At 32.2% G+C, this 24,581-nt stretch carries 14 protein-coding genes and 1 other RNA gene; 13 read left to right on the top strand and 2 right to left on the bottom strand.

Annotated elements, in window-relative coordinates; genetic code table 11:
* Position 1 precedes the first annotated feature (1 nt).
* The 6 genes from U5A88_RS07750 (at position 2) to U5A88_RS07725 (ending at position 9,448) form a co-directional block, all read left to right on the top strand.
* Positions 2 to 1,459: a DUF1501 domain-containing protein gene (locus tag U5A88_RS07750; protein ID WP_354205264.1), complete on the top strand. Its 1,458-nt coding sequence runs from the start codon at positions 2 to 4 to the stop codon at positions 1,457 to 1,459.
* 24 nt (positions 1,460 to 1,483) lie between these two features.
* Positions 1,484 to 2,536 carry an NHL repeat-containing protein gene (locus U5A88_RS07745; RefSeq protein ID WP_354205262.1) on the top strand — a complete coding sequence of 351 codons (1,053 nt, stop codon included), beginning with the start codon at positions 1,484 to 1,486 and terminating at the stop codon, positions 2,534 to 2,536.
* Positions 2,533 to 3,339, top strand: a complete 807-nt coding sequence (locus U5A88_RS07740; RefSeq protein WP_354205260.1) for a chitobiase/beta-hexosaminidase C-terminal domain-containing protein — start codon at positions 2,533 to 2,535, stop codon at positions 3,337 to 3,339. The genes U5A88_RS07745 and U5A88_RS07740 overlap by 4 nt, the downstream gene beginning before the upstream one ends.
* A gap of 11 nt (positions 3,340 to 3,350) precedes the next feature.
* Positions 3,351 to 5,465: an FN3 associated domain-containing protein gene (locus tag U5A88_RS07735; RefSeq protein WP_354205258.1), complete on the top strand. Its 2,115-nt coding sequence runs from the start codon at positions 3,351 to 3,353 to the stop codon at positions 5,463 to 5,465.
* A 145-nt stretch (positions 5,466 to 5,610) separates the two neighbouring features.
* The gene (locus tag U5A88_RS07730; protein WP_354205257.1) at positions 5,611 to 7,935 is read left to right on the top strand and encodes a GH92 family glycosyl hydrolase; all 2,325 of its coding nucleotides are present in this window, start codon (positions 5,611 to 5,613) and stop codon (positions 7,933 to 7,935) included.
* Between the two features lie 25 nt (positions 7,936 to 7,960).
* Positions 7,961 to 9,448 carry an alpha-L-fucosidase gene (locus U5A88_RS07725; RefSeq protein ID WP_354205255.1) on the top strand — a complete coding sequence of 496 codons (1,488 nt, stop codon included), beginning with the start codon at positions 7,961 to 7,963 and terminating at the stop codon, positions 9,446 to 9,448.
* Positions 9,449 to 9,470: 22 nt separating this feature from the next.
* On the opposite strand, the gene U5A88_RS07720 is transcribed toward U5A88_RS07725, so the two are convergent.
* Together U5A88_RS07720 and U5A88_RS07715 are read right to left on the bottom strand one after the other, a co-directional pair.
* The gene (locus U5A88_RS07720) at positions 9,471 to 13,061 is read right to left on the bottom strand and encodes a carboxypeptidase-like regulatory domain-containing protein (RefSeq protein ID WP_354205253.1); all 3,591 of its coding nucleotides are present in this window, start codon (positions 13,059 to 13,061) and stop codon (positions 9,471 to 9,473) included.
* 39 nt (positions 13,062 to 13,100) lie between these two features.
* Positions 13,101 to 16,460, bottom strand: a complete 3,360-nt coding sequence (locus U5A88_RS07715) for a TonB-dependent receptor (RefSeq protein WP_354205252.1) — start codon at positions 16,458 to 16,460, stop codon at positions 13,101 to 13,103.
* 160 nt (positions 16,461 to 16,620) lie between these two features.
* On the opposite strand from U5A88_RS07715, the gene U5A88_RS07710 reads away from it, so the two are divergent.
* The 7 genes from U5A88_RS07710 to U5A88_RS07680 all read left to right on the top strand — a co-directional run bounded on the left by U5A88_RS07710 (position 16,621) and on the right by U5A88_RS07680 (position 24,509).
* Positions 16,621 to 18,972: an ATP-dependent helicase gene (locus U5A88_RS07710; protein ID WP_354205250.1), complete on the top strand. Its 2,352-nt coding sequence runs from the start codon at positions 16,621 to 16,623 to the stop codon at positions 18,970 to 18,972.
* A gap of 87 nt (positions 18,973 to 19,059) precedes the next feature.
* Positions 19,060 to 19,692, top strand: coding sequence for a DUF4290 domain-containing protein (locus U5A88_RS07705; RefSeq protein WP_354205248.1), 633 nt, complete (start codon positions 19,060 to 19,062; stop codon positions 19,690 to 19,692).
* Positions 19,693 to 19,804: 112 nt separating this feature from the next.
* The gene (gene murA / locus U5A88_RS07700; protein ID WP_354205246.1) at positions 19,805 to 21,115 is read left to right on the top strand and encodes a UDP-N-acetylglucosamine 1-carboxyvinyltransferase; all 1,311 of its coding nucleotides are present in this window, start codon (positions 19,805 to 19,807) and stop codon (positions 21,113 to 21,115) included.
* Positions 21,116 to 21,377: 262 nt separating this feature from the next.
* Positions 21,378 to 21,926: a nucleotide exchange factor GrpE gene (locus tag U5A88_RS07695; RefSeq protein WP_354205244.1), complete on the top strand. Its 549-nt coding sequence runs from the start codon at positions 21,378 to 21,380 to the stop codon at positions 21,924 to 21,926.
* 9 nt (positions 21,927 to 21,935) lie between these two features.
* Positions 21,936 to 23,066, top strand: coding sequence for a molecular chaperone DnaJ (gene dnaJ, locus U5A88_RS07690; RefSeq protein WP_354205242.1), 1,131 nt, complete (start codon positions 21,936 to 21,938; stop codon positions 23,064 to 23,066).
* Between the two features lie 387 nt (positions 23,067 to 23,453).
* Positions 23,454 to 23,771, top strand: an RNA gene (gene rnpB / locus U5A88_RS07685) — RNase P RNA component class A.
* A gap of 63 nt (positions 23,772 to 23,834) precedes the next feature.
* Positions 23,835 to 24,509, top strand: a complete 675-nt coding sequence (locus U5A88_RS07680; RefSeq protein WP_354205240.1) for a Crp/Fnr family transcriptional regulator — start codon at positions 23,835 to 23,837, stop codon at positions 24,507 to 24,509.
* The last annotated feature ends 72 nt before the right edge of the window (positions 24,510 to 24,581 follow it).

Genomic DNA, 24,581 nt, shown 5'->3' with positions numbered 1-24,581 from the left:
TATGGAAGAACTTTCAAAACATTTTATAAATAATAATAGAAGACATTTCCTAAAAAAATTGGGATTGGGTATCGGTGGCTTAGCTGCAGCTTCCATGTTAGATCCTTTTTCTTCAATTGTTGAGGCTGCCGATTCTCCCTTGGCAGGAATGAACTTACCGCATTTTGCTCCAAAAGCAAAACGGGTAATTTATCTCTTTCAAAGTGGAGGACCTTCTCAACTGGATTTGTTTGACCATAAACCCTTGCTCAATAAAATGAGGGGCGAAGATTTACCAGATTCGGTTCGAAAAGGGCAGCGTTTGACAGGAATGACCTCTGGTCAGGCTAATTTTCCATTGGTAGGCGGTAATTTTAAGTTCAAGCAGTATGGAGAGTCCAGAGCTTGGGTAAGTGAATTGATGCCTTATACTGCTAAAATTGTAGATGAGCTGTGTTTTGTCAAGTCTATGCATACCGAGGCTATAAATCACGACCCGGCAATTACGTTTTTCCAAACAGGTTCGCAACAACCAGGAAGACCAAGCATTGGTTCATGGTTTAGTTATGGGTTGGGAAGTTTAAATCACAATTTACCAACTTTTACCGTATTGCTGTCCCGAGGAACGGGAAGACCGTTTTCGCAACCACTTTATTCTAGACTTTGGGGTAACGGCTTTTTAAGTTCGTTGCATCAAGGCGTTCAGTTTAGATCAGGTAAAGATCCCGTATTGTATTTAAAAGATCCAGAAGGTATGTCTCGTGAGCAACGTAGAAAAATGCTCGATTATATAAGCGAGCTCAATCAAAAACAAGAAGAAGAGTTTGGTGATCCGGAAATAAATAGCAGAATTGCACAATATGAAATGGCATATAGAATGCAAACTTCGGTTCCTGGAACAATGAATGTAGATGACGAGCCAGAACATATTATTCAAATGTACGGAGCGAATGCAACCGTTCCTGGAACCTATGCCGCTAATTGTCTATTAGCAAGACGTTTGGTAGAACGCGATGTGCGTTTTGTACAGTTGTACCACATGGGATGGGATCAGCACGAAAATTTACCAACACAGATAGCAGGTCAAGCAAAGGATGTAGATCAGGCAACAGCTGCTTTAATAATGGATTTAAAACAGCGTGGTTTATTAGAAGATACCTTGGTTGTTTGGGGTGGTGAATTTGGGCGTACAAATTATAGTCAAGGAACGTTAACAGATACCAATTACGGTAGAGATCATCACCCAAAATGTTTTACCATGTTTATGGCAGGTGGAGGCGTAAAACCCGGGTTTACCTATGGAGAAACTGACGACTTTGGATATAACATAGTAAAAGACCCAATGCACGTACATGATTTACAGGCAACAATGATGCACCTAATGGGTGTAGATCATACTAAATTTACACATAAGCACCAAGGTAGAAGATACAGACTTACGGACGTTTCGGGTCATGTAGTGCATGATGTATTGGCTTAATAATATCAAGAACTAAGAAATATCATGACCGACTATAACCGTAGAAAATTTTTAAAACAATCCTCTTGCTTATCTTTAGGTATTATGGCTTACCCTACATTTTCGAATGCATTTACTTCAGATGAGTATGATGATTTAATTATTGGCCACAATTCTCACCAATACAAGGTCAATATGAAATGGGGCGACTTGGACCCTCTAAAAACTCCTGTTCAAGATTGTCATGAAATGGTACAAGATTCTAAAGGAAGAATTGTGCTACTGACAAATCACACCAAAAACAATGTGATAATTTATGATAAATCAGGGAAGTTGTTAGAAACTTGGGGAACGGATTATCCTGGAGCACATGGGTTAACATTGGTAAAAGAAAATGGAGAAGATTTTTTATTGATTACCGATTATGAACGACATCAAATCATAAAAACAACTATTGATGGAAAGGTGATTTTTGAGCTGGATTATCCTGCCGATACAGGCAATTACAAAAATAAAGAAGAATATAAACCTACGGAGACCACTGTGCTGGAAAATGGTGATTTTTATGTGGCAGATGGTTATGGAAACCAATATATTACGCATTACAACCACAAAGGAGAACTTCTAAATTCTTTTGGAGGTAGGGGTAAAGAAGATGGCCAGTTTTTAAATGCACATGGAATTTGTTATGACAATAGAGACCCTAACAATACAAGTTTATTGATTTCTGCTAGAGAAATGAATACATTGAAACGATTTAGTTTAGATGGTAAGTTTATAGAATCGATTAAAGTTCTGGGAGCACTAATTTGCCGACCCGTAATTCATAAAAATGATATTTATTTTGCAGTTTTAAAATCAAAAGATTCACCGAATGCAGATTCTGGATTTTTATTGATAATGAATGAAAAGAATGAAGTCGTTTCCTGCCCTGGAGCAACAGCTCCAACGTATAAAAATAATGAATTAAACGAATTGTATCAGACTATCCGATTGTTTCAATACCCACATGACGTTTGTATAGATGAAGATGAAAATGTATATGTTGCACAATGGAATTCGGGTCAGACCTATCCTATAAAATTGACAAGAGTATGATGCAGAGAGTTCTAGTATTGCTACTACTATTATTATGTGTAGTCGTAGTTGGTTGTAAAAAAGAAGAAGTTAAGGTTGATTATTTACAAAAAGAAGATGTGCAATTGGTGCAACCTAGAATTATAGCTTCAACTACGGTAATTGATTCGTTTGTAACAATTAAAGCAGATAGACTTACAGAAGGTACATTGCTCTTTTACACAGACGACAGTACTGAACCCACAGAACAATCAACTAAATTTACTGGAGAAATAAAAATTAAAGAACCAAAGGAACTTAAATTTAAAGCTTTTCATAATAAGTTTAAAGCTAGTGAAACGGCGTCATTTAGGTTATATAAAAAAGGACATACTGCTAGCGATATTAAATGGTTTACTAATCCTAACCAAAGATACGAAGGTTCTGGTGCAACTACCCTAATTGATGATAAAAAAGGCTCAATGAACTTTAATAGCCCGCTGTGGGTGGGTTTTGATACTATTGCAAAAGCAAATGTAAAATTTGATAAAAAGATAACTATCAAAAGTATTGATATTGGTTACTTAAACGATCCAGGTTCTTGGATTTTTCCTCCATCAGAAATTGAGATAATCCTTAATAATAATAAAAAAAATAAACTTGTTTTTCAGCTAGAACCTATAACAGGTATGGTGGATAAGGCAATGATGAGTTTTAATATTCCTATAAATAACGAAGTGAGTACATTAGACATTACGGTAAAAAATGTGGAGCAAATTCCTGATTGGCACGATGGTACGGGGAGCAAAGCTTGGTTGTTTATGGACGAATGGATTTTTAATTGATGAATAAAATAATGATAAATAAAAAATATTTCATGCTATTGTGCTTGTTATTAAGTGGATTAGTTGTAAGTGCTCAGGATACTGAAGAAGCTCCGAGGATTTTACTTTTTTTTGGAAGGTTCCATCCAGTTTTATTGCATTTACCTATTGGAGCGTTAGCACTTACTTTTTTTATAGATATAATTGGTCGGGTAAGAAAAAATTATCCAGAACAAATTATCACTTATGCCCTTGGTTTTTCAGCAGTAACTGCCATTTTAACTTGTATTTTGGGTTATTTTCTATCGTTAGAAGGTGGTTATGGTCAAGAAGTATTAGATATTCATTATTACACTGGAATCTTAACAGCAATTTTGGCTTCTGTGCTTTTCTTTTTAAGTACAAAAAAAACATTAGCATCTAAAAAAGCCGTTTTGCCTGTTTTTATCGCTACTATGATTAGCTTAACGGTAGCAGGACATTATGGTAGTGTGTTAACTCACGGTGAAAACTTTTTAACTGAGTATGCAGGTCCACCAAAAAAGGAGCGTACTATTGAAGTTGTGGATAGCTTACAAGTATTTAATGATGTTATTTATAAAATATTGGATGATAAATGTATACAATGTCATAATCCGACAAAAACAAAAGGAGAGCTCTCGTTAGTTTCTATGGATGCTATTTTAAAAGGAGGTGAAAGCGGTGAGGTGATAGAAGCGGGTAATGCTCATGGAAGTTTATTGTATAAACAATTATTATTACCAATTTCTGATGAAGACCGTATGCCGCCTGAAGGAAAACCCCAATTAACAAAGGATGAAATCTGGTTGTTAAAACATTGGATAGATAGTGGGCTAAAATTTCAAGGGAATTATGATAACATTGCACAAAACGATACACTTAGCAAACTGTTGAACAAATACTTGGTTTTTGATAAAGTTTTTATACCTAAAGCTTCTAAAGCTGATATTGCAGAAGCTACAGAAGCTGGATTTATGGTACTTGAATTGGTTCCGGGTGAACCTGAATTGAGTGTTAAGGCTTTAAATAGCGATATTACTAAAGGTCAGGTAAACAAACTTTCCAACATTAAGGAGCAAATTGTAGAATTGGATTTCAGTAATGTGAATATAACTGATAATATGACAAGCATTTTCAAGAAAATGAAGAACTTGAAAATGCTTAGGTTAGATAATTCTAGTATAACTGATAAGGCAATAAAAAATATTAAAGCTATAAAAAATTTAGAAGTATTAAACCTTTTTAATACCAACATAACTGATAACGGACTTAAAGAATTATTAGCTCAAATACAACCTGAGGATATTTATGTTTGGAAAACGAATGTAACAAAAGAAATGGCAATGAACCTGCAAAAAGAACATGAAGTGATTATCCATAGCGGACTTGAAGAAGGCTTTGTTGAAATGAGTCAATTGGATGTGCCAACGGTTACTCCTGAAAAAACATTGTTTGTTGATACGGTTTCACTTAAGATATCAAGTAAATTTAAAAATGTTACGGTGAGATATACACTTAATGGAGATGACCCAGATTCTACTTCGGCTATTTTTAAAGACCCAATTATTATAGACAAAACCGAGATATTAAAAACTAGGGCTTTCAAAAAGGGATGGTTGACAAGTGAAGTATTACAAAAGGATTATTTTAAAATAAATCATCGTATTACAGACTATACAATAAAAGAAAGACCGGATAACCGTTATCCTGATGCGGGAAAACTATTTGATTTACAGGAAGCTAGCTCACTTTTTAATGATGGAAAATGGACAGGGTATTTGGGTTATGACGTAAATACAACTATAGATTTGGGTTCGGTAAAGAAAGTGGATAATATTTCAATAAATTGTTTGGAGAATATAGGAAGTTGGATACTTTTCCCCACTAGGTTAAAAGTATTGGCATCCAATACTAAAAACGGAAATTTTAAACCCGTTGGAGAGTTAAAAATCATTAGAGAAGATCAGGACCGGGAAGCTAAACGAAAAAAGTTTACGGTGAACATTCCCAATACAGAAGCTCAATATTTTAAAGTAATAGTTGAAAATCCAAAAAAATTACCAAAATGGCACGAAGCCGCTGGAAATGACTCATGGATTTTTGTCGATGAAATTTTTGTGTGGTAACTTTTTAAAAAGATAAAATTGAAGAATTGTCCCCTTGAGGGGACTTTAGGGGTGTTTTCGAACTCTTACCATTCTTTTAAGTTTTTTTAATTTCTAACTTTGTAGTATAAATCAATACAATAGAAAGCAAAATCAAATTTAAAACATGAAAATAAAACTTCTAATAGTATCACTATTGGTACTTGTCGTTTCCTGTAAAAAAGAAACCAAATCGACTAATCCCGTTACAAACAATCAACCTTCAATTGACTTAGTCGATTACGTAAACCCGCTAATGGGGACGGATTCAGAATTCAGTTTGTCCAATGGTAATACATACCCAGCAATTGCCACACCTTGGGGCATGAATTTTTGGACGCCCATGACTTCTAAAATGGGAGATGGCTGGACTTATAAATATGATGAGTATAAAATCAGAGGAATTAAGCAAACTCATCAGCCCAGCCCATGGTTGAATGATTATGCGGCTTTTTCTTTAATGGCTACCACGGGTGATTTAAAATTTCAAGAGGATGAACGTGCTTCGTGGTTTTCACATAAAGCAGAAACGGTTCGTCCACATCACTACAAAGTATATTTAGCAGATTATGATGTTACTGCCGAAGTTTCGCCTACCGAAAGAGCGGCCCATTTTAAATTTACTTTTCCCGATTCGGAAAAATCATATATACTTTTAGATGCTTTCAATAAAGGATCCATGGTCAAAATCCTGCCAAAGGAGCGAAAAATTATTGGTTACGCTAGAAATAATAATGGAGGTGTGCCTGATAATTTTCACAACTATTTCGTTGCTGAATTCGACAAAGATTTTGAAATCAATCACACGTGGACTGATGACTGGAAATTGCGAGAAAATACAACCGCTAGCGAAGGCGAACATGTAGGGGCGATCATCGGATTTAAAACGAAGAAAGGCGAGGTGGTCAACGTAAAGGTGGCATCATCTTTTATTGGTCCAAAACAAGCTCATTTAAATCTCGATCGAGAGATCGGAAAAGACACTTTTGAGCAAACCAAAGAAAAAGCCAAACTAGCTTGGAACAACGAATTGAACAGAATACAAATTGAAGATGATAATATAGGTAATATTAGAACTTTTTATTCTTGCTTATACAGGGTTTTGCTTTTTCCAAGAAAATTTTATGAGTTTAATGAAGCCAATGAAATAGTACATTACAGTCCGTACAATGGTAAAGTCTTATCTGGCTATATGTTTACCGACAATGGTTTTTGGGATACGTTTAGAGCAGTTTTTCCATTTTTCAATATGATGTATCCAGAGCTTAACAGTAAAATAATGAAAGGTTTGGAAAATACCTACAAAGAATCGGGCTGGCTACCTGAATGGGCAAGTCCCGGTCATCGTGATGTGATGATAGGCTCAAATTCAGCACCGATTATTGCGGATGCTTTTCTTAAAGGTGTAAAAGATATGGATACCGATATATTGATGGAAGCCATGTTAAAAAACGCAACTGTAAATGAAGGACGACCTGTGAATTCAGTTGGTAGGGCAGGAGTGGATTATTATAATGAGTTGGGATATGTGCCTTATGATGTTGGTATAAACGAGAATGCTGCCAGAACATTGGAGTATGCTTATGCAGACTTTACCATTGCTAAGATGGCAGAAAAATTAGGTAAAACTGAAATTGCAGAAAAGTATTACAAAAAATCAATGAACTATAAACACCTATTTGATCCTGAAACCAAGTGGATGCGTGGTAAAAACAAAGATGGTCAATTTCAATCCCCTTTTAATCCATTAAAATGGGGCGATGCTTTTACAGAGGGTAATAGTTTACATTATACATGGTCGGTTTTTCATGATATTGAAGGATTAATTTCATTAATGGGTGGTAATGAAAAGTTTGTTGAAAAATTAGATGAAGTCTTTGAAATGCCTCCAAAATTTGATGCTTCGTACTACGGATTTACCATCCACGAAATCCGTGAAATGCAAATTGTAAATATGGGTAATTATGCACACGGAAATCAACCTATCCAGCACATGATTTATTTATACAACTATGCCAATGAATCCTATAAAACACAAGAAAAAATTAGAAATGTATTAACTACATTATATACTGCAACTCCAGATGGTTACTGTGGAGATGAAGATAATGGTCAAACATCAGTTTGGTATGTTTTCAGTTCTTTAGGTTTTTACCCTGTTGCTCCCGGAACGGATGAATATATAATTGGGAGTCCGTTGTTTGATAAGGCTACTTTACATCTTCAAAATGGAAACACTTTTGTTATTGATGCAGAAAACAATAATGAAGATAATGTTTATATAGATTCGGCATTGCTAAATGGAAAACCTTGGAATAATAGTTTTATTAAATTTGAAGATATACAGGCTGGGGGATACTTAGAGTTCGATATGAATGGTAACCCAAATAAAGAATGGGCTAGCAACGAAGAAAATACTCCATTTTCATTGAGTAAAAGTGTAAAAAAATAAAATATTGAACTTTAAGTAATATATCATGAATATAAAATTCCTAACCTTACTGTTATTAGCAACAACTTTTAGCTTTTCTCAAGCAATTTATGAGGATGAACGTTATGTGCCTGAAACCGACCCTTTAGTACTGGAAAAACTGGATGAATGGCAAGATAAAAAGTTTGGATTGCTCATGCACTGGGGAGCTTACAGCCAATGGGGTATAGTAGAATCATGGTCGCTTTGTCCTGAAGATTATGGCTGGACGCAGCGTAAAAAAGGCGAAAATCCACAAAATTACTATGCGTACAAAGAAGAATATGAAGATTTAAAAAAGACATTTAATCCCACCCAATTTAATCCTGAAAAGTGGGCTGAAACCGCAAAAAAAGCCGGAATGAAATATATGGTTTTTACCACCAAACACCATGACGGGTTTTCTATGTTTGATTCTAAATATACGGATTATAAAGTTACTGATCCTGAATGTGCTTTTAGTACAAATCCGAGAGCTAATATTACCAAAGAAATTTTTAACGCTTTTAGAGCAAAGGATTTTTGGGTGGGGGCATACTTTTCCAAACCAGATTGGAACCATAAAAATTATTGGGATCCGTATTTTCCGCCACAAGATAGAAATGTAAATTATGATCCGTTGGAATATCCTGAAAAATGGCAAAAATATGTTGATTTTACCCATAATCAGATTTTAGAATTATTGACAGATTACGGAAAAGTAGATATACTTTGGTTAGATGGAGGTTGGGTAGCTAAACTATCCGATGAAGAAGTAAAGAACCACTATAAATCTAAATTTGCTGAAAACAAATCGGGTAATGGGTTTATAAAGCACCGTGCAGTGAGCCAAGATATTAAAATGGATGAATTGGTTGTGAAAGCAAGGCGAAAGCAACCAGGTTTAATTGTGGTAGATAGAGCCGTACACGGTAAGAACCAAAACTATTTAACACCAGAGAACAGAGTGCCAGAGAAGACATTACCCTATCCGTGGGAATCTTGTATTATTTCAGGTGGTGGGTGGTCGCATACCTTTGATGCTACTTATAAAAGTGGAAGAGAAGGTATTCATATGTTGGTGGATATTGTTGCAAAAGGGGGTAATTTGTTGTTAAATATTGCACCGGGCCCTGATGGAAAATGGCAACAAGGAGCTTATAATTTATTGAAAGAATATGAAGATTGGATAAAAATTAATGGTTCAGCAATTTATAACACTAAACCCATAGCACCATTCAAAGAAAATAATATTTGTTTTACACAAAATAAAGATGAAAATGTATTTTTCTTTTATTTAGCGGATGAAAAAGAAGGCAAAATACCTAGTGAAATTATTGTGGAATCTATTTCTCCAAAAAGAGGTTCAAAAATTACGATGTTAGGTTCAAAAACAAGGTTGAAATGGAAAAAGCTAGATAAAGGATTTAAAGTGATAATTCCTGAAAAGCTACGAAACAACCCTAAAAGTAACTATGCTTGGACGTTTAAGATTGATAAAATTGTTACAGAATAGGTCTGTTGTCAGTTATTTTTTATCACAACTTTAAAACCTTATTTAAATACCCAATCTCACCATTTTTATTGATAGCTTGAATATTTACATTTATATATTTTATAGTAGCATCTGGTTTTTTAATGAGTAACTCTTTAAATCCGTTTTGATCTGTTGCAATTTGTGGATTCCAATATAATGTATCATCATTTTTATACTCAAATGGTGTAGAAGAATTGTATATAACTTTATTAAAGCTTGATGTTTTAATGTCATTGTTAAATTTAGAATCAACACCTTCTTTTGAATAAAAAAGAACTACGCCGTTAACACCTTCTGGGCCAAAGACAGCACTTTTAGAAAGGCTTACAACTACTTCGACTCTTTCGAGGTCTTTAACATTCACAGCTTCTGGGCCACTAATTTTCATACCGTCTAATATCCATAACGGTGGTTCGTCGCTATTTCTAATACTAATTGATTCACCACCGTCTATATAGTGGTCACTTACGTATTTTACACCAGGGATATTGGATAATTCTCTAAATAAATTACTGCCACTGTTTATACTTTCGCCTTCAATAATTCCATCTGGATTGGTAACCAAGTACGATTTTCTTGGATTTTCTTTCTTTACTTTTGCCTTTAACTCTACATCCTCTAAGATTTCACCTTCCTTGCTGAAGGCAGAATTAGAATTAATCATAACATTATTATTGGTTAGAGAGGATCTACCTTTTTCATCAAAGTTGAGCTTGTCTAAATAGTTAAATTTTTCTTTCTCAATTAAACTAATTTTAGAATAAATTTGTTGATTTTTAAGATTATAGGTTCTAAATTCTAAGCTTGTGCTATCTACTTCTTCAAAATCATTTATAACAAATACGCCATTTTTATCGGTTTTAGCTTCATAATTCCATATTCTTTCTTTTGATTTAGTTAATAGTTTTATTTTTGTGTCCGTTAAAAGGTTGCCTTTATTGTCTTTGGCTATTCCTGAAACATCAATTCTTTTTTCGTGTTGATATATCTTTACAGGATAATTTAAATTTCCTTCTAACCAACTAAAATCACTTTGATTATTAATTGACATCATTAAATCCAATTTATAATTAGAGGGCCGATCTGTTTTATTAATAAATTTAGTAAGTCCATATTCGTTCGGGAATGAGGAAAGTTTAAACCGTGATATTAAGTTATCGTCATTATAATCATTTAGGTTCTCATTTGATTGTTGTTTAGTTATGGATAATGAAATATCAGATGCAAGAGCTTCATTGCTAGTTGCCTTTATTTTTAGCTTTATAAATTCATTATCAACATACACTTTATCAATTTCGGCTGAAATATTAATGTTGTCATCATTATTAATATATACAGACCTGTTTCCAATGACCTTCTTTGATGCATCCAATAAGACTAATTGCATTATACCACTTGGAAGTTTGCTTTTAGGTATTTCAAAATTTATTAAATCTTTAGCACCAGAGGCAAAACTACCTTGGTAATATTTTTTGTTATCCATAAAGCCCAGTATGTATATAATATTAGATTTTAAGTCTTCTGAGGCTCTAATATCAACAGATATGGTTCTTGGATTAATATTGTTTACCATTAAAGAATATCCAGAGTTTAGAGATTTAGGAATATCATATTTACTATTATCATCTAAAACAATGGAATAAGATTTACCGTTTTGGGGTTTTAAATAGAAAAAGCCTAAACCTTTATATTTAGATTTTGTTGTAGCTATGAAATTACCATCAGAATCAATAATTTTTCCTTCAATAGCTGAAAAGTTCCCATAGGAATCTTCTGCCTTATAAGCTACTTTATTGCTAATTCCATTAATTAAATTTCCACCTTCCGGATAAAAGTCCAATATAATTTTATCACTTTTTAAATGTTGTACTTTTTCAGCGGGATTGTATATTTTAATATCTTTTACAAAAAAAGAATTGGGATCAAAGTTTTTCATAAAATTGGTATAGGCAACCACCTTATAATTTCCTGGGTTAATACTATTACTTAGGTTAAACACACCCGAGCCTCTACCATTATTAATTTTTATTGTTTTAGTATCTACGATTTTTCCTTTATTTACAATATCTATATGCAATACGTCTTTGTCATTAAAAGTGGAATCGGCATTTTCTGAGGTTACATACGCACTGTAGTATATTTTGTTTTCTTTTGTATAGCTGTTTTTATCGGTATGTAAAAAAACTTTTTGTGTTAGACTGCTGCTGTAATGTTTGGTAACATCCTCATTAACTTTAAGTATAAAAGGATCATTAGAAATATCTGAACCAGTAATTGAAATTTGATCTTCCGAATTCATAAAAACAGACTCAAACGCTCTTAAATCTTCAAAATTTTCTATTAATACATTTTCAGTTTCGGTTCTTTTAACTATTGGATTATTCTCCCAAAAAGATTTATTATACCCTACGGCATCAAGCTTATCCCAATCACTTGATCTATATTTAAATCGGGTTCTTTTTTTTGTTTTTGTTTTGGGATTTTCATCATAGTATTCAAAAAAACTGAGATTTGAGGTGGCATAAAGATGGGTCAAGAGTTTGTTTTCTTTATAATAATCAAATTCATGATTTAAATTTATATAATCTAAAACCAGCCCAAATGAATCATCCTCCCGATAGGAAATCTCAAAGTTTAGTTTGTAATTTTTCTTAACAGCATCTTTGTCTTTTAAAGTGACAATTTTAATCTTGTCATTTTTTAAACTTCCTTCAACCTTTATTACATCATTTAATGCCTTATTTATGGTAACATTTGCTTCAATAATAGGTGTCTTTATTTTATTTAAAGGTGTAAAGCTTACGGTAACTAGCTCTCCATTTTTAGTATTAATTATATTGATAATTTTAACAGTGTAATATTTGGCAAACCCTCTTATTAATGGGAAAATCAGATCATCACTATTTGGTTGATACACTCTTAGTATTTTTGATAATAAAGTAAAATTTTTATTATTTATAGTTTCTTTTTTTAGAGCATACCTTCCCTCAAAAATATCCCAATCAATAATACCGTCATTATCAAACTTTACATCATAAATTATTTCAGCAAATTCAGAAAACTCATCATCATTTTTTGATTTCTGTCTGTACAATGATCTACCATAGTTGGCTGAGCTATTTGAAGATTCATATTTATTGATTGCACTATTAACAATATCAATGGCTTTTTTACTATTAGTATTAGTTATTATTACTTCGTTTAATTGGTTTTGTAAAGGTTTGAGTTCAATAATTAATGAATTTGTATTTTCAACCTTAATTTCTCTAGTAGCATAACTTAAATGAGAAATAACAATTGTTGCTGGAAAACTTTCAACTTTTATACTAAACTCTCCAATTTCATTACTAGCGGTTGCGTAACTATTTTCTTTAACAACTATGTGGCAAAAAGGTATTGTTTCATTTGTTTCTGTATCTATAATTTTTCCGTTAATCTCGCTCAACTCCATCTTATTGAGATCTAACGTATCCTTAACTCTTATAATATTGTTTTCAAGCTCGTAATTAAATGAATGGATAATCGATGGAAATAATATAGAAACATATAGTATTATGAAACTAAAATTGATGAATATTATTTTTAATTTCATAAAAATTAATTTTTAGATGATCAAAGTTAAGTAGCGATTTTATTCTGTTTTTAAAACCTTGTTATAGTATCCTAACTCCCCATTTTTATTAATGGTTTGAATATTTACATTTATATATTTGGTATTAATACTGGTTTTTTTTAGAAGTAGTTCTAAATAACCGTTTTCATCTGTTGAAATTTGTGGGCCCCAGAATATTGTATTTTTACTTTTATAATTAAATTCTTCTGTTGCACTGTATCCTAATTTATTGAAGATAGATGTTTCAATATCATTTCTATATTTCGAATTAACACCTATTTTAGTATAAATAGCTATTACACCGTTAACACCATCTGGGCCATAGACAGCAGTTTTAGCCATACTTTTAATTACCTCTATTCTGTCAATATCATTTGCGTTAACATCATTTGGACCATCAATAGGCATGTCATCTAAAGTCCATAAAGGGGAACCACCGCTTCTAATGCTAATTCCTCCACCCAAATATCTTATTCCTGGAACCGTAGACAATGAAGTTAAAATATCATTGGTTGTGTTTATATCTTTTCCTTCAATAACAGCATCTGGATTTGTATTATACAAAGATTTTCTGGAAGTCTTTCTTTCTGCTTTTCCTTTTATTTCTACACCTTCTAAGATTTCACCGTCAACGTAAAAATCGTCTTCAAAATCACTTATATTACCTTCTTTTACATTCGGTGAACTATATTCTTCATCAAAAGTTAGTTGATCTAAATAGTTAAACTCTTCTTTTTCGATTAGACTAATTTTAGAAAAAATTTGCTTGTTTTTAGTATTGTACGTTCTAAACTCTAGTTCAGTAGAATCTACTTCATGAAAGTCTTTTATGGAAAACATTCCATTTGTATCTGTTTTAGCTTCATAATTCCAGATTCTTTCTTTATTTTTAGTCAATAGCTTTACCTTAATACCTTTAAATGGGTTGCCATTTTTATCTTTAGCCGTTCCAGTAATATCAATTCCTTTTTCATTTTGATATTTCTTTACGTCATAATTTGAGTTTCCTTCTAGCCAATTAAAATCAATCGGATCACCAATAAGCATCATTAAATCTAATTTATAATTAGACGCACGATCTGTTTTATTTATATATTTAGTAATTCTGTCATCTTTCAGAAATGAAGATAATTTAAAATGTGATATTAAGTTATCGTTACCATCAATTGGTTTACCATCCCTTTGTTTAGTAATAGCTAAAGAAATATCAGAAGCTGAAGGTGTATGGCCTGCTGTCTTAATTTTTAACTTTAAAAATTCATTATCAACATAGTTTTTGTCAATTTCGGCTATTATGTTAATGTTATCATTATTATTGATATATACAGACCTATTTCCAATCACTTTCTTAGCTTCATTCAATAGTACCAATTGCATTACGCCACTTGGAAGTTTATTTTTTGGTATTTCAAAACTGATTATATCTTTACCGTCAAAAGTAAAACCACCTTGATAATATTTTTTGTTATCCATTAAGCCCAGTACATAAATTTTGTTCGATTTCAAATCAACTGATGACCTAATGTCAACGGTCATTGTTCTTAAATTAATATTGTTTACCATAATAGAATAACCGGTTCGTTTACCATGGGGGATTTCATGTTTACTACCATCATCTAAAACAATTGAATATGATTTACCACTTTTCGGTTTGAAATAAAAGAAACCTAAACCTTCATGTTTAGATTTTGTTGTAGCTATAAAGTTACCATCTGAGTCTATAATTTTTCCTTGAATAGTTGCAAAATTTCCATTGGCATCTTGAGCTTGATAAGCTACTTTATTGTTAATTTCATTAACGATATTTCCACCTTCGGGATAGAACTTAAGTGTAACTTTATCTTTTTCTGAACTATTTTTTGAGTCTAATGAATTAAGTAATTTGATATCTTTTATAAAAAAAGAATTGAAACCAAAGTTTTTCATAAAATTGGTATAAGCAACAACTTTATAATTTCCAGGTCTAAAACTTTTGTCAAGGGTAAAGGCACCATACCCTCTTCCGTTAGTTATTTTCAGCACTTTTGAAGCTACGATTTTTCCACTTTTTATTAAATCTACATACAACACATCTTTTTTATTAAAAATAAGATCCTCCTTTTCTGAGGTAACATATGCACTAAAGTAAATTTTATTTTCTTTTGAATAGTTGTTTTTATCGGTATGTAAAAAAACTTTCTGAGTTAGATTATTCTTATAATGATCACTTATGGTTGAATTAATTTTTTGAATAAAAGGATCATTTGAAATACCTGAATTAACAATCGCTATTTGCTCTTTAGAATTAATAAATACAGCTTTAAAAGCGTTTAATTTTTCAAAATTTTCAATTATTTCATTGTCAGTTTCTGTTCTTTTAATCATTGGATTGGTATTCCAAAAAGATTTATTATACCCAACTATACCAAGTTTATTTAGATTACTTAACTTAGATTTAGATTTTTTTGTGTTGGGAATTTCATTGTAATATTCAAAAAAACGGAGAGTTGAAGTGGCATAAAGATGGCTTAAAAGTGTGTTTTCTTTATAATAATCAAATTCATGATTTACATTAATATAATCTAAGACCAAGCCATATGAATCATCTTGTTTGTAGGAAATTTCAAAATTTAATAGGTAGTTTTTTTTATGAGCATCTTTATCTCCTAAAGTAATAATTTTGATTTCATCATTATTAAGAGTTCCTTCAACTTTTATAACATCAAATGACTTAGTATTTATTACAACATTTGCTTGGACTGTAGGCGTTTTTAAGTCATTTAAAGGAGTAAAACTTATGGTAACTAATTCGCCGTTTTTAGTATTAGTTGTATTTAAAATGTTTACGGTGTAATATTCTTCAAACTCTTTTATTAATGGGAAAATAAGAATATCACTATTTGGTTGATAAACTCTTAGTATTTTTGATAATAAGGTAAAATTTTTATTATTTATAGTTTCTTTTTTTTGAGCATATCTACCTTCATAAATATCCCAATCAATAATTCCATCATTATCAAAATTTACATCATAAATTATTTCAGCAAATTCAGAAAACGAATCATCGTTTTTAGACCTTTGTCTGTATAAGGCTCTGCCATACAGAGCAGTACTATTTGTAGATTCATATTTATTAATTGTTTTATTTACAATGTCAATTGCTTGTTTATCACTAGAATTTGTTGGTGTTACCTCACTTAGCTTCTTTTCAAAAGGTTTAATTTCTGTAATATCCCCATTAATTGGTATTGTTTTTTCGTTATTAGGGCTTAAATTATCATAAGTATCTAAAGTGTTGCTATAATGTATGTTGTTAATTGGAAGTGTAATTGATGGAAATAAAAGAAGTATAAAAATTATTGAATAATTAAAACTCCTAATCTTTTTATTTAATATCATTGGTTTACTATTTGGGTGTTTAGACACTCAAATTTACAAACTTTTTTATTCAAATCGGATAAAAACTAAATTGCTTTGAAAAGTTATAAATCTTTTCCCAATAAAATTGTGATAACGCAATTACAATTGTATTTTTGAAGCACAGAAAAAAATTGCATTTGTGACCAATTATCTTAATCAATTAAATGAGGCTCAAAAAGAAGCTGTCTTGCATAAAGACGGTGCTATGATAATTATTGCAGGTGCGGGCTCTGGTAAAACTCGTGTGCTTACCTATCGTATTGCTCATTTAATGAACCAAGGTGTAGATGCATTTAGTATTTTGGCATTGACCTTTACCAACAAGGCAGCCAGAGAAATGAAAAATAGAATTGCCCGAATGGTGGGCGATAGCGAAGCAAAAAATCTATGGATGGGTACGTTCCATTCCGTTTTTGCAAGGATTTTACGCTCAGAGGCAGATAAATTGGGTTTTCCAAGAAATTTTACGATTTACGATACTCAGGATTCTGTTCGTTTGATATTATCTATCATAAAAGAAATGCAATTGGATAAAGACAGGTATAAACCCAAACAGGTGTTCAGCCGTATTTCATCTTTTAAAAATAGCTTGATTACAGTAAAAGCCTATTACAATAATTCTGAATTGCAAGAGACTGATAAAATGGCAAATCGCCCTAAGATTGGCGAAATTTATCATCAATATGTAGAGCGTTGTTTTAAGGCAGGTGCCATGGATTTTGATGACTTATTATTGCGAACTAATGAGCTTTTGACCCGTTTTCCTGATGTGTTGGCAAAATATCAAGATCGATTCAGATACATAATGGTTGACGAGTATCAAGATACCAATCACTCACAATATTTAATTGTCAGAGCCTTGGCAGATCGTTTTCAGAATATTTGTGTAGTCGGAGACGATTCCCAAAGTATTTATGCCTTTAGGGGTGCAAATATTCAAAATATTCTCAATTTTCAACGTGATTACGAAGAAGTCAAGATTTTTAAATTGGAACAAAATTACCGTTCTACAAGCAATATTGTACAGGCTGCCAATAGCGTAATCGATAAAAACAAAACCAAGCTAGATAAGGAAATTTGGACGGACAATGTGAAGGGTGAAAAAGTAAAAATAATGCGGACTCTTTCAGAGGGTGAAGAAGGTCGTTTTGTGGCCAATTCTATTTTTGAGAACAAGATGAACCATCAGCTTAAAAATGAATCCTTTGCCGTTTTATACAGAACAAATTCGCAATCACGTGCTATAGAGGACGCTTTGCGTAAGAAAGACATCAAATACCGAATTTATGGTGGGCTATCCTTTTACCAACGTAAAGAAATTAAAGATGTATTGTCTTATTTACGTTTGATTGTAAATCCGAACGACGAAGAAGCCTTAAAACGTGTAATCAATTATCCCGCTAGGGGTGTTGGGCAAACCACAGTTGAAAGATTAAGTGTAGCTGCGAATCATTATGAGAAATCCATTTTTGAAATACTGGAAAGTCTTGATAAAGTTGATATAAAAATAAATGGAGGTACAAAATTAAAGTTACAGAATTTTGTAACCATGATAAAGAGTTTTCAGATAGAAGCCCAAACAAAAAATGCTTTTGAAATTGCTGATTTTGTGGTAAAACAAACCAAAATAATTAAGGAATTAGAAAAAGACGCCGCACCAGAAGCAGTTAGCAGAGTTGAAAATGTTCAAGAATTATTAAATGGTGTTAAAGATTTTATTGATGAACAAAATGAAGAATCAGAAGATGGTGAAGAACGCAGAACTGATATTTCGTTAGCTTATTTTCTGGAAGATGTTGCTTTAGCAACTGATTTAGATAATGAAAAAGATAAACATGTAGATAGTGTCTCCTTAATGACGGTTCACATGGCAAAGGGATTGGAATTCCAATATGTTTACATTGTTGGTTTAGAGGAAAACTTATTTCCGTCTGCGATGAGTATGAATACACGTAGTGAACTTGAAGAAGAACGACGTTTATTTTATGTAGCCTTGACTAGAGCTGAAAAACAAGCCTATTTATCTTACGCACATTCGCGTTACCGTTGGGGTAAATTAGTGGATTGCGAGCCTAGCCGATTCTTGGAGGAAATTGACGATAAGTATATCGATTTTATGGTACCAAAAGTATCGCCAAATATCAATAAATTTATAAATGAAGATATTTTTGGAGATGTTCCTAAAGATAAAGTTCGGTTTAAAAAACCAGTACAACGAAATACCATAAAGCCAAAATCCAAACAAAAATCAACGCCTGATACAATTCAAATTAGTACTCCAAAAAACCTAAAAAAAGTTAGTAATATCAGTCAAAACTTATTTGATAGTAATATCACCGTGGGTAATGTGGTTGAACATACTAAATTTGGAAAAGGAGAAGTAATTAACCTTGAAGGGGTTGGCTCAAATAAAAAAGCAGAAATAAACTTTGATTCTGTTGGAAATAAAAAATTATTATTGCAATTTGCCAAACTTAAGATTTTAGGGTAAAACACTATGTTTTATTCAAAATTGTTTATTTGCAAACTAAAAATACTTTTTAAAAATATCCGTTAAGGATACTACACACATAAAAATATGATTGATTACGATTTAGAATACAATTCAGAACGAGAACATTTAATTATACCAGAATATGGAAGACATGTTCAAAAATTGGTTAATCATTGTGTTCAATTAGAACCAAAAGAGAAACGTAACGAGATGGCAAATGCCATTATAGATGTCATGGGTAACTTACAGCCGCATTTAAGAGATGTACCCGATTTCAAACACAAATTATGGGATCAGCTTTTTATAATGTCCGATTTTAAATTGGATGCGGACTCACCTTATCCCACACCTTCAAAAGAAGAACTTTCTGCCCATCCTGAAAAGTTAAATTATCCAAAATCGGCTTCAAAATACAAGTTTTATGGTCATAATATTCAGACTATGATAGATACGGCGTTAACTTGGGAAGATGGTGAACTGAAAGAAGCACTTGTTTTTACTATTGCCAATCATATGAAAAAATGTTACCTCAATTGGAATAAGGATACAGTTGAAGATATAATTATTTTTAAACACTTAAAGGAATTATCTGGAGGGAAAATAGATTTATCAATTGAAGATGAAACATTATCTGAAAGTAAAAATTTATTAAGAAAAAAACCTTCAAATAAAAGTAAGAATAAAAACAATTCAAATAAAGGGCGTAGAAAAAGGTAGTTTTATGTCGGCAGTTGACGGTCTTTAGTGAGAATAGTTGCTTTCGACTTGCAAAAAATGAATAAACTAAAATTCACTAACCACTAACCACTAACCACTAACCACTAAATAAATGGGTACTTTTAAAATAGAAGGCGGTCATAAACTAAAGGGGGAGATTACACCTCAAGGTGCAAAAAATGAAGCTTTACAGATTTTATGTGCAGTATTATTAACACCAGAAAAAGTTACAATTTCTAATATTCCAGATATTGTTGATGTAAACAAGTTGATCAATTTATTAGAAAATTTTGGTGTAAAAATTCAAAAGAACGGACAAGGTTCATACACTTTTCAAGCGGATGATATTAATTTAAAATACTTGGAATCTGAACGATTTAGGGTTGATGGTGCAGGATTACGTGGTTCAATAATGATTGTAGGCCCTCTGCTAGCTCGTTTTGGTAAGGGCTATATACCTAAACCCGGTGGTGACAAAATAGGGAGAAGACGTTTAGATACACACTTTGAAGGTTTTATGAAGCTGGGAGCAAAGTTCCGTTTTAATAAAGAAGATCATTTTTATGGTGTTGAAGCTAAAACACTGAAAGGTGCTTATATGCTTTTGGATGAAGCCTCTGTAACAGGAACGGCAAACATAGTTATGGCAGCGGTATTAGCAGAAGGAAAAACTACAATTTATAATGCAGCGTGTGAACCTTATTTACAGCAATTATGTAAAATGTTGAATAGGATGGGAGCCAAAATTACAGGTTTAGGTTCTAATATGTTACATATTGAAGGTGTAAAATCTTTAGGAGGTACAACTCATAAAATGCTACCAGATATGATTGAAATTGGTAGTTGGATTGGTCTTGCTGCTATGACAAAAAGTGAGCTTACAATAAAAGGTGTAAGTTGGGATGACTTAGGTGTAATACCTAACGTTTTTAGAAAATTAGGAATTACTGTCGAGCGTCAAGGCGAAGATATTCATATACCTGAGCATAAAGATGGTTACACAGTACAAAATTATATTGATGGATCGATTCTTACGGTTTCTGATGCACCATGGCCTGGATTTACACCAGATTTATTAAGTATTATTTTGACTGTGGCTACACAAGCAAACGGTAGTTTACTAATCCATCAAAAAATGTTCGAAAGTCGTTTGTTCTTTGTCGATAAACTAATAGATATGGGTGCAAAAATTATTTTATGTGATCCGCACCGTGCTACTGTAATCGGGCATAACTTTGAATCTGATCTTAAAGCAACTACAATGACTTCTCCAGATATTAGAGCTGGGGTTTCCTTGTTAATTGCCGCACTTTCGGCAAAAGGTACTTCGACCATCCATAATATTGAACAAATTGATAGAGGTTACGAACGTATCGATGAGCGTTTACAAGCTATTGGAGCTAAAATTATCAGAGTAGAATAGTTTAAGATAAAATACTAATTGAATGAAATTCCAATTTTATTGAGTTAAGGTTGGAATTTTTGGTTTTATCAATTTTTCAAAAGTATAGCAAGAGCTAAGTACATATTTACTTATAACTATTTTGTCGCCTTTGTAAGCTTGATAATTATAGACTTTTCCCATTAAGATACTTTCACAAAAATAATTCTGCTGACATTATGGCATTTTAAAGGAATTGGCAGTACTTTTGCAAACTAAATTTTAATGTAAAATATTCATAGAAATGAGTACTGAAGAAAAGAAAAACCAAGAAGATATACAAGATACTGAGCAATTACAAGAGGAACAGGCTGAAGCCAATGAAAATATTGAGCAAGAGGAGGAAAAGCCAACAACCGAAGAATTGATCCAACAAGAGAAGGACAAGTATTTACGTTTGTTTGCTGAGTTTGAAAATTATAAAAAAAGAACTTCAAGAGAAAGAATAGAATTGTTTAAAACTGCCAATCAAGAAGTAATGACAGCCTTATTGCCGGTTTTAGATGATTTTGAACGTGCCTTAACACATATTGAAGATGATAAAGAGGCAGAAGAATTACGCAAAGGAGTGTTATTAATTTATCAAAAGTTGGTAAAAACGTTGGAGCAAAAAGGATTGGCAAAAATGAAAGTGAAAAAAGGAGATAAATTTGATGCTGAAATACATGAAGCTATTACTCAAATACCCGCTCCTTCAAAAAAATTAAAAGGTAAAGTTATTGACGTAACTGAGAAAGGTTACAAATTGGGAGAGAAGATTATTCGTTATCCTAAGGTTGTTATAGGGCAATAAAAAAATACCATGAAAGAAGATTATTACAAAATACTAGGTGTAGATAAAAGTGCATCAAGTGCTGAAATAAAAAAAGCATATCGTAAGATGGCTATTAAATATCATCCTGATAAAAATCCGGATGATAAAACTGCTGAGGAAAACTTTAAAAAAGCTGCTGAAGCTTATGAAATTTTAGGTAATCCCGATAAAAAAGCTCGTTATGATCAATTTGGGCATTCTGCTTTTGAAGGCGGTCAAGGTGGTTTTGGTGGTGGCGGTATGAATATGGAAGATATCTTTAGCCAATTTGGCGATATTTTTGGAGGTGCTTTTGGTGGCGGTGGTGGATTTTCAGGTTTTGGCGGTGGCGGTAGAAGTAGAGGCGGAACTAGAGTAAAAGGTAGTAATCTCAGAATTCGTGTAAAATTAACATTAGAAGAAATTGTTAATGGTGTTGAGAAAAAGGTAAAAGTAAAACGTTTGGTTAAAGCCAAAGGAGTTACTTATAAAACCTGTAATACATGCAATGGCCAGGGTCAGGTTACTAGAGTTACCAATACTATTTTAGGAAGAATGCAGACTGCTACTACTTGTCCCACCTGCCAAGGTGCCGGTGAAATGATTGATAGTAGGCCAAGCGGTTCTAATGCACAAGGTTTAGTGGAAAAAGAAGAAAGTGTTTCTATTAAAATTCCACCAGGTGTTGTTGATGGTGTACAATTAAAAGTATCAGGAAAAGGTAACGAAGCACCAGGTAATAGCGTTTCTGGAGACTTACTTGTGGTTATTCAAGAAATTCCGCATGACAAGTTAAAACGCGAAGGAAATAATTTGCATTATGATATGTATATAAGTATTCCTGAAGCTGTTTTAGGGGAAAGTAAAGAAATTGATACTTTAACAGGCAAGGTCAGAATTAAAATTGAAGCAGGTACGCAGTCTGGTAAAATATTACGTTTACGAGGTAAAGGATTACCAAGTTTGGAAGGATACGGTAAAGGCGATTTATTAATTCATGTAAACGTTTGGACACCCAAAAGTCTATCTAAAGACCAAAAAGCGTTTTTTGAAACAATGAAAGATGACGAACATTTTGCTCCGATTCCTACAAACTCTGATAAATCATTTTTTGAAAAGGTTAAGGATATGTTTTCTTGATAGTTAAGAAACCGTAAATTTATTTATTTGATAAAATTTAACGGTTTTTATTAATATAATTTATATATTTGTGCTGTTGAATTATAAAATTCAACACTTTTTCTTTTTCATAGCAATTTTCCCACTCTAATTTAGAGTGGGTTTTTTTATAAATATCTTTTTTTAACAATTTTTAAAGTTCTGATTAACAATTAGTTGTTTATTCGTTTAGAAGTATTCTAAATAATTGTTTAGGTTCTGCAATAAAAAAATACAGATTGCGTTATTATATTTGTATTGCTGAGCAATAGTTCAGTAATATTTCTTTTTCATAGCAATTTTCCCACTCTTTTTAATTAAGGAGTGGGATTTTTTTTAAAACAATATTTTTAACTCTACTTTTGCAACAAAGTAGGCTACCTTATCGCCTTCGAATATTCGGAGGAGGAAAGTCCGGACATCGTAGCGTATCATAGCGGATAACATCCGTCCGGTGCAAACCGAGGACAAGTGCAACAGAAAGCAAGTACAGTTAGGCTGTAGTGAAATCAGGTAAACTCTATGAGATGCAATGTTACGTATATTGGAGTCCCGAAAGGGTAAGGGTTACGCGTCCAATTCCAAGGGGTGAACAGCTAAAGTTATACAGTAATGTATAATGTAGATAAATGATAAGGGTTTCAGCAAAACTGAATTACAGAATCCGGCTTATGGTCTACTTTTTTTATTTTCTTTGTAAGAAATATTACTTCTTAGCGACTAAAAATCCGTCGAAAGAATACTATAATTATGAATACTAATGTTTGGTTTTTTGATGATGTAAACCTCTTTAAAATTTTATGTCCGCATAAATATCCTGCATATACTAAAGATCATAAACTAAGTACATATAAAAAAAGCGATTATATTTATTTTGAGGAAGACTCAGCCAATAAAATTTATCTAATTGATAAAGGAAAGGTTAAAATTGGTCATTATACCGAAGATGGAGAAGAAATTATCAGTGCTATTTTAACCAGAGGAGAAATTTTTGGAGAAAAAGCTATTTTAGGAGATGATAAAAGAAATGAATTTGCACAGTCTATTGATAATACTACTTCTATTTGTCCAGTATCAAAAGATACGCTCTTCGAATTAATGAGGGATAACATATCAGTTAGTCTTAAAATTTATAAGTTTATTGGTTTTCGTGTAAAGAAATTAGAGCGTAGAATTCAATTATTGCTGTTTAAAGATACTAAAACTAGGCTATTAGAGTTTTTAGACGAGCTTTGCGAAGATTATGGATATGATTGTGAAACTACTGGAGATAAAGTTATTCATCACCCCTATACACAAAAAGATATTGCTTCGTTAATTGGCACTTCAAGACCTACGCTTAATATTATTCTTAATGAATTAAAAAATGAAAAATTCTTAAGTTTTCATAGAAAAGAAATAAGAATTTTAAAAAAAGTTGCCTAATGTTAGCTGGCTAACATTTTATAAAATACTCCTACCATAAATTTGTCATATAATTATTTTTAAAGCGTCTTG

Source organism: Aureibaculum sp. 2308TA14-22, assembly GCF_040538665.1.
GTDB lineage: Bacteria > Bacteroidota > Bacteroidia > Flavobacteriales > Flavobacteriaceae > Aureibaculum.
The sequence above is the reverse complement of the archived record's forward strand: the minus strand, read 5'-3'. Positions and strand labels throughout refer to the sequence as shown.

Bases quoted from the DNA above. Each gene is read 5' to 3' on its own strand.
- U5A88_RS07750 (WP_354205264.1), top strand. From the start codon at position 2: ATGGAAGAACTTTCAAAACATTTTATAAATAATAATAGAAGACATTTC.
- U5A88_RS07745 (WP_354205262.1), top strand. From the start codon at position 1,484: ATGACCGACTATAACCGTAGAAAATTTTTAAAACAATCCTCTTGCTTA.
- U5A88_RS07740 (WP_354205260.1), top strand. From the start codon at position 2,533: ATGATGCAGAGAGTTCTAGTATTGCTACTACTATTATTATGTGTAGTC.
- U5A88_RS07735 (WP_354205258.1), top strand. From the start codon at position 3,351: ATGATAAATAAAAAATATTTCATGCTATTGTGCTTGTTATTAAGTGGA.
- U5A88_RS07730 (WP_354205257.1), top strand. From the start codon at position 5,611: ATGAAAATAAAACTTCTAATAGTATCACTATTGGTACTTGTCGTTTCC.
- U5A88_RS07725 (WP_354205255.1), top strand. From the start codon at position 7,961: ATGAATATAAAATTCCTAACCTTACTGTTATTAGCAACAACTTTTAGC.
- U5A88_RS07720 (WP_354205253.1), bottom strand. From the start codon at position 13,061: ATGAAATTAAAAATAATATTCATCAATTTTAGTTTCATAATACTATAT.
- U5A88_RS07715 (WP_354205252.1), bottom strand. From the start codon at position 16,460: ATGATATTAAATAAAAAGATTAGGAGTTTTAATTATTCAATAATTTTT.
- U5A88_RS07705 (WP_354205248.1), top strand. From the start codon at position 19,060: ATGATTGATTACGATTTAGAATACAATTCAGAACGAGAACATTTAATT.
- murA (WP_354205246.1), top strand. From the start codon at position 19,805: ATGGGTACTTTTAAAATAGAAGGCGGTCATAAACTAAAGGGGGAGATT.
- U5A88_RS07695 (WP_354205244.1), top strand. From the start codon at position 21,378: ATGAGTACTGAAGAAAAGAAAAACCAAGAAGATATACAAGATACTGAG.
- dnaJ (WP_354205242.1), top strand. From the start codon at position 21,936: ATGAAAGAAGATTATTACAAAATACTAGGTGTAGATAAAAGTGCATCA.
- U5A88_RS07680 (WP_354205240.1), top strand. From the start codon at position 23,835: ATGAATACTAATGTTTGGTTTTTTGATGATGTAAACCTCTTTAAAATT.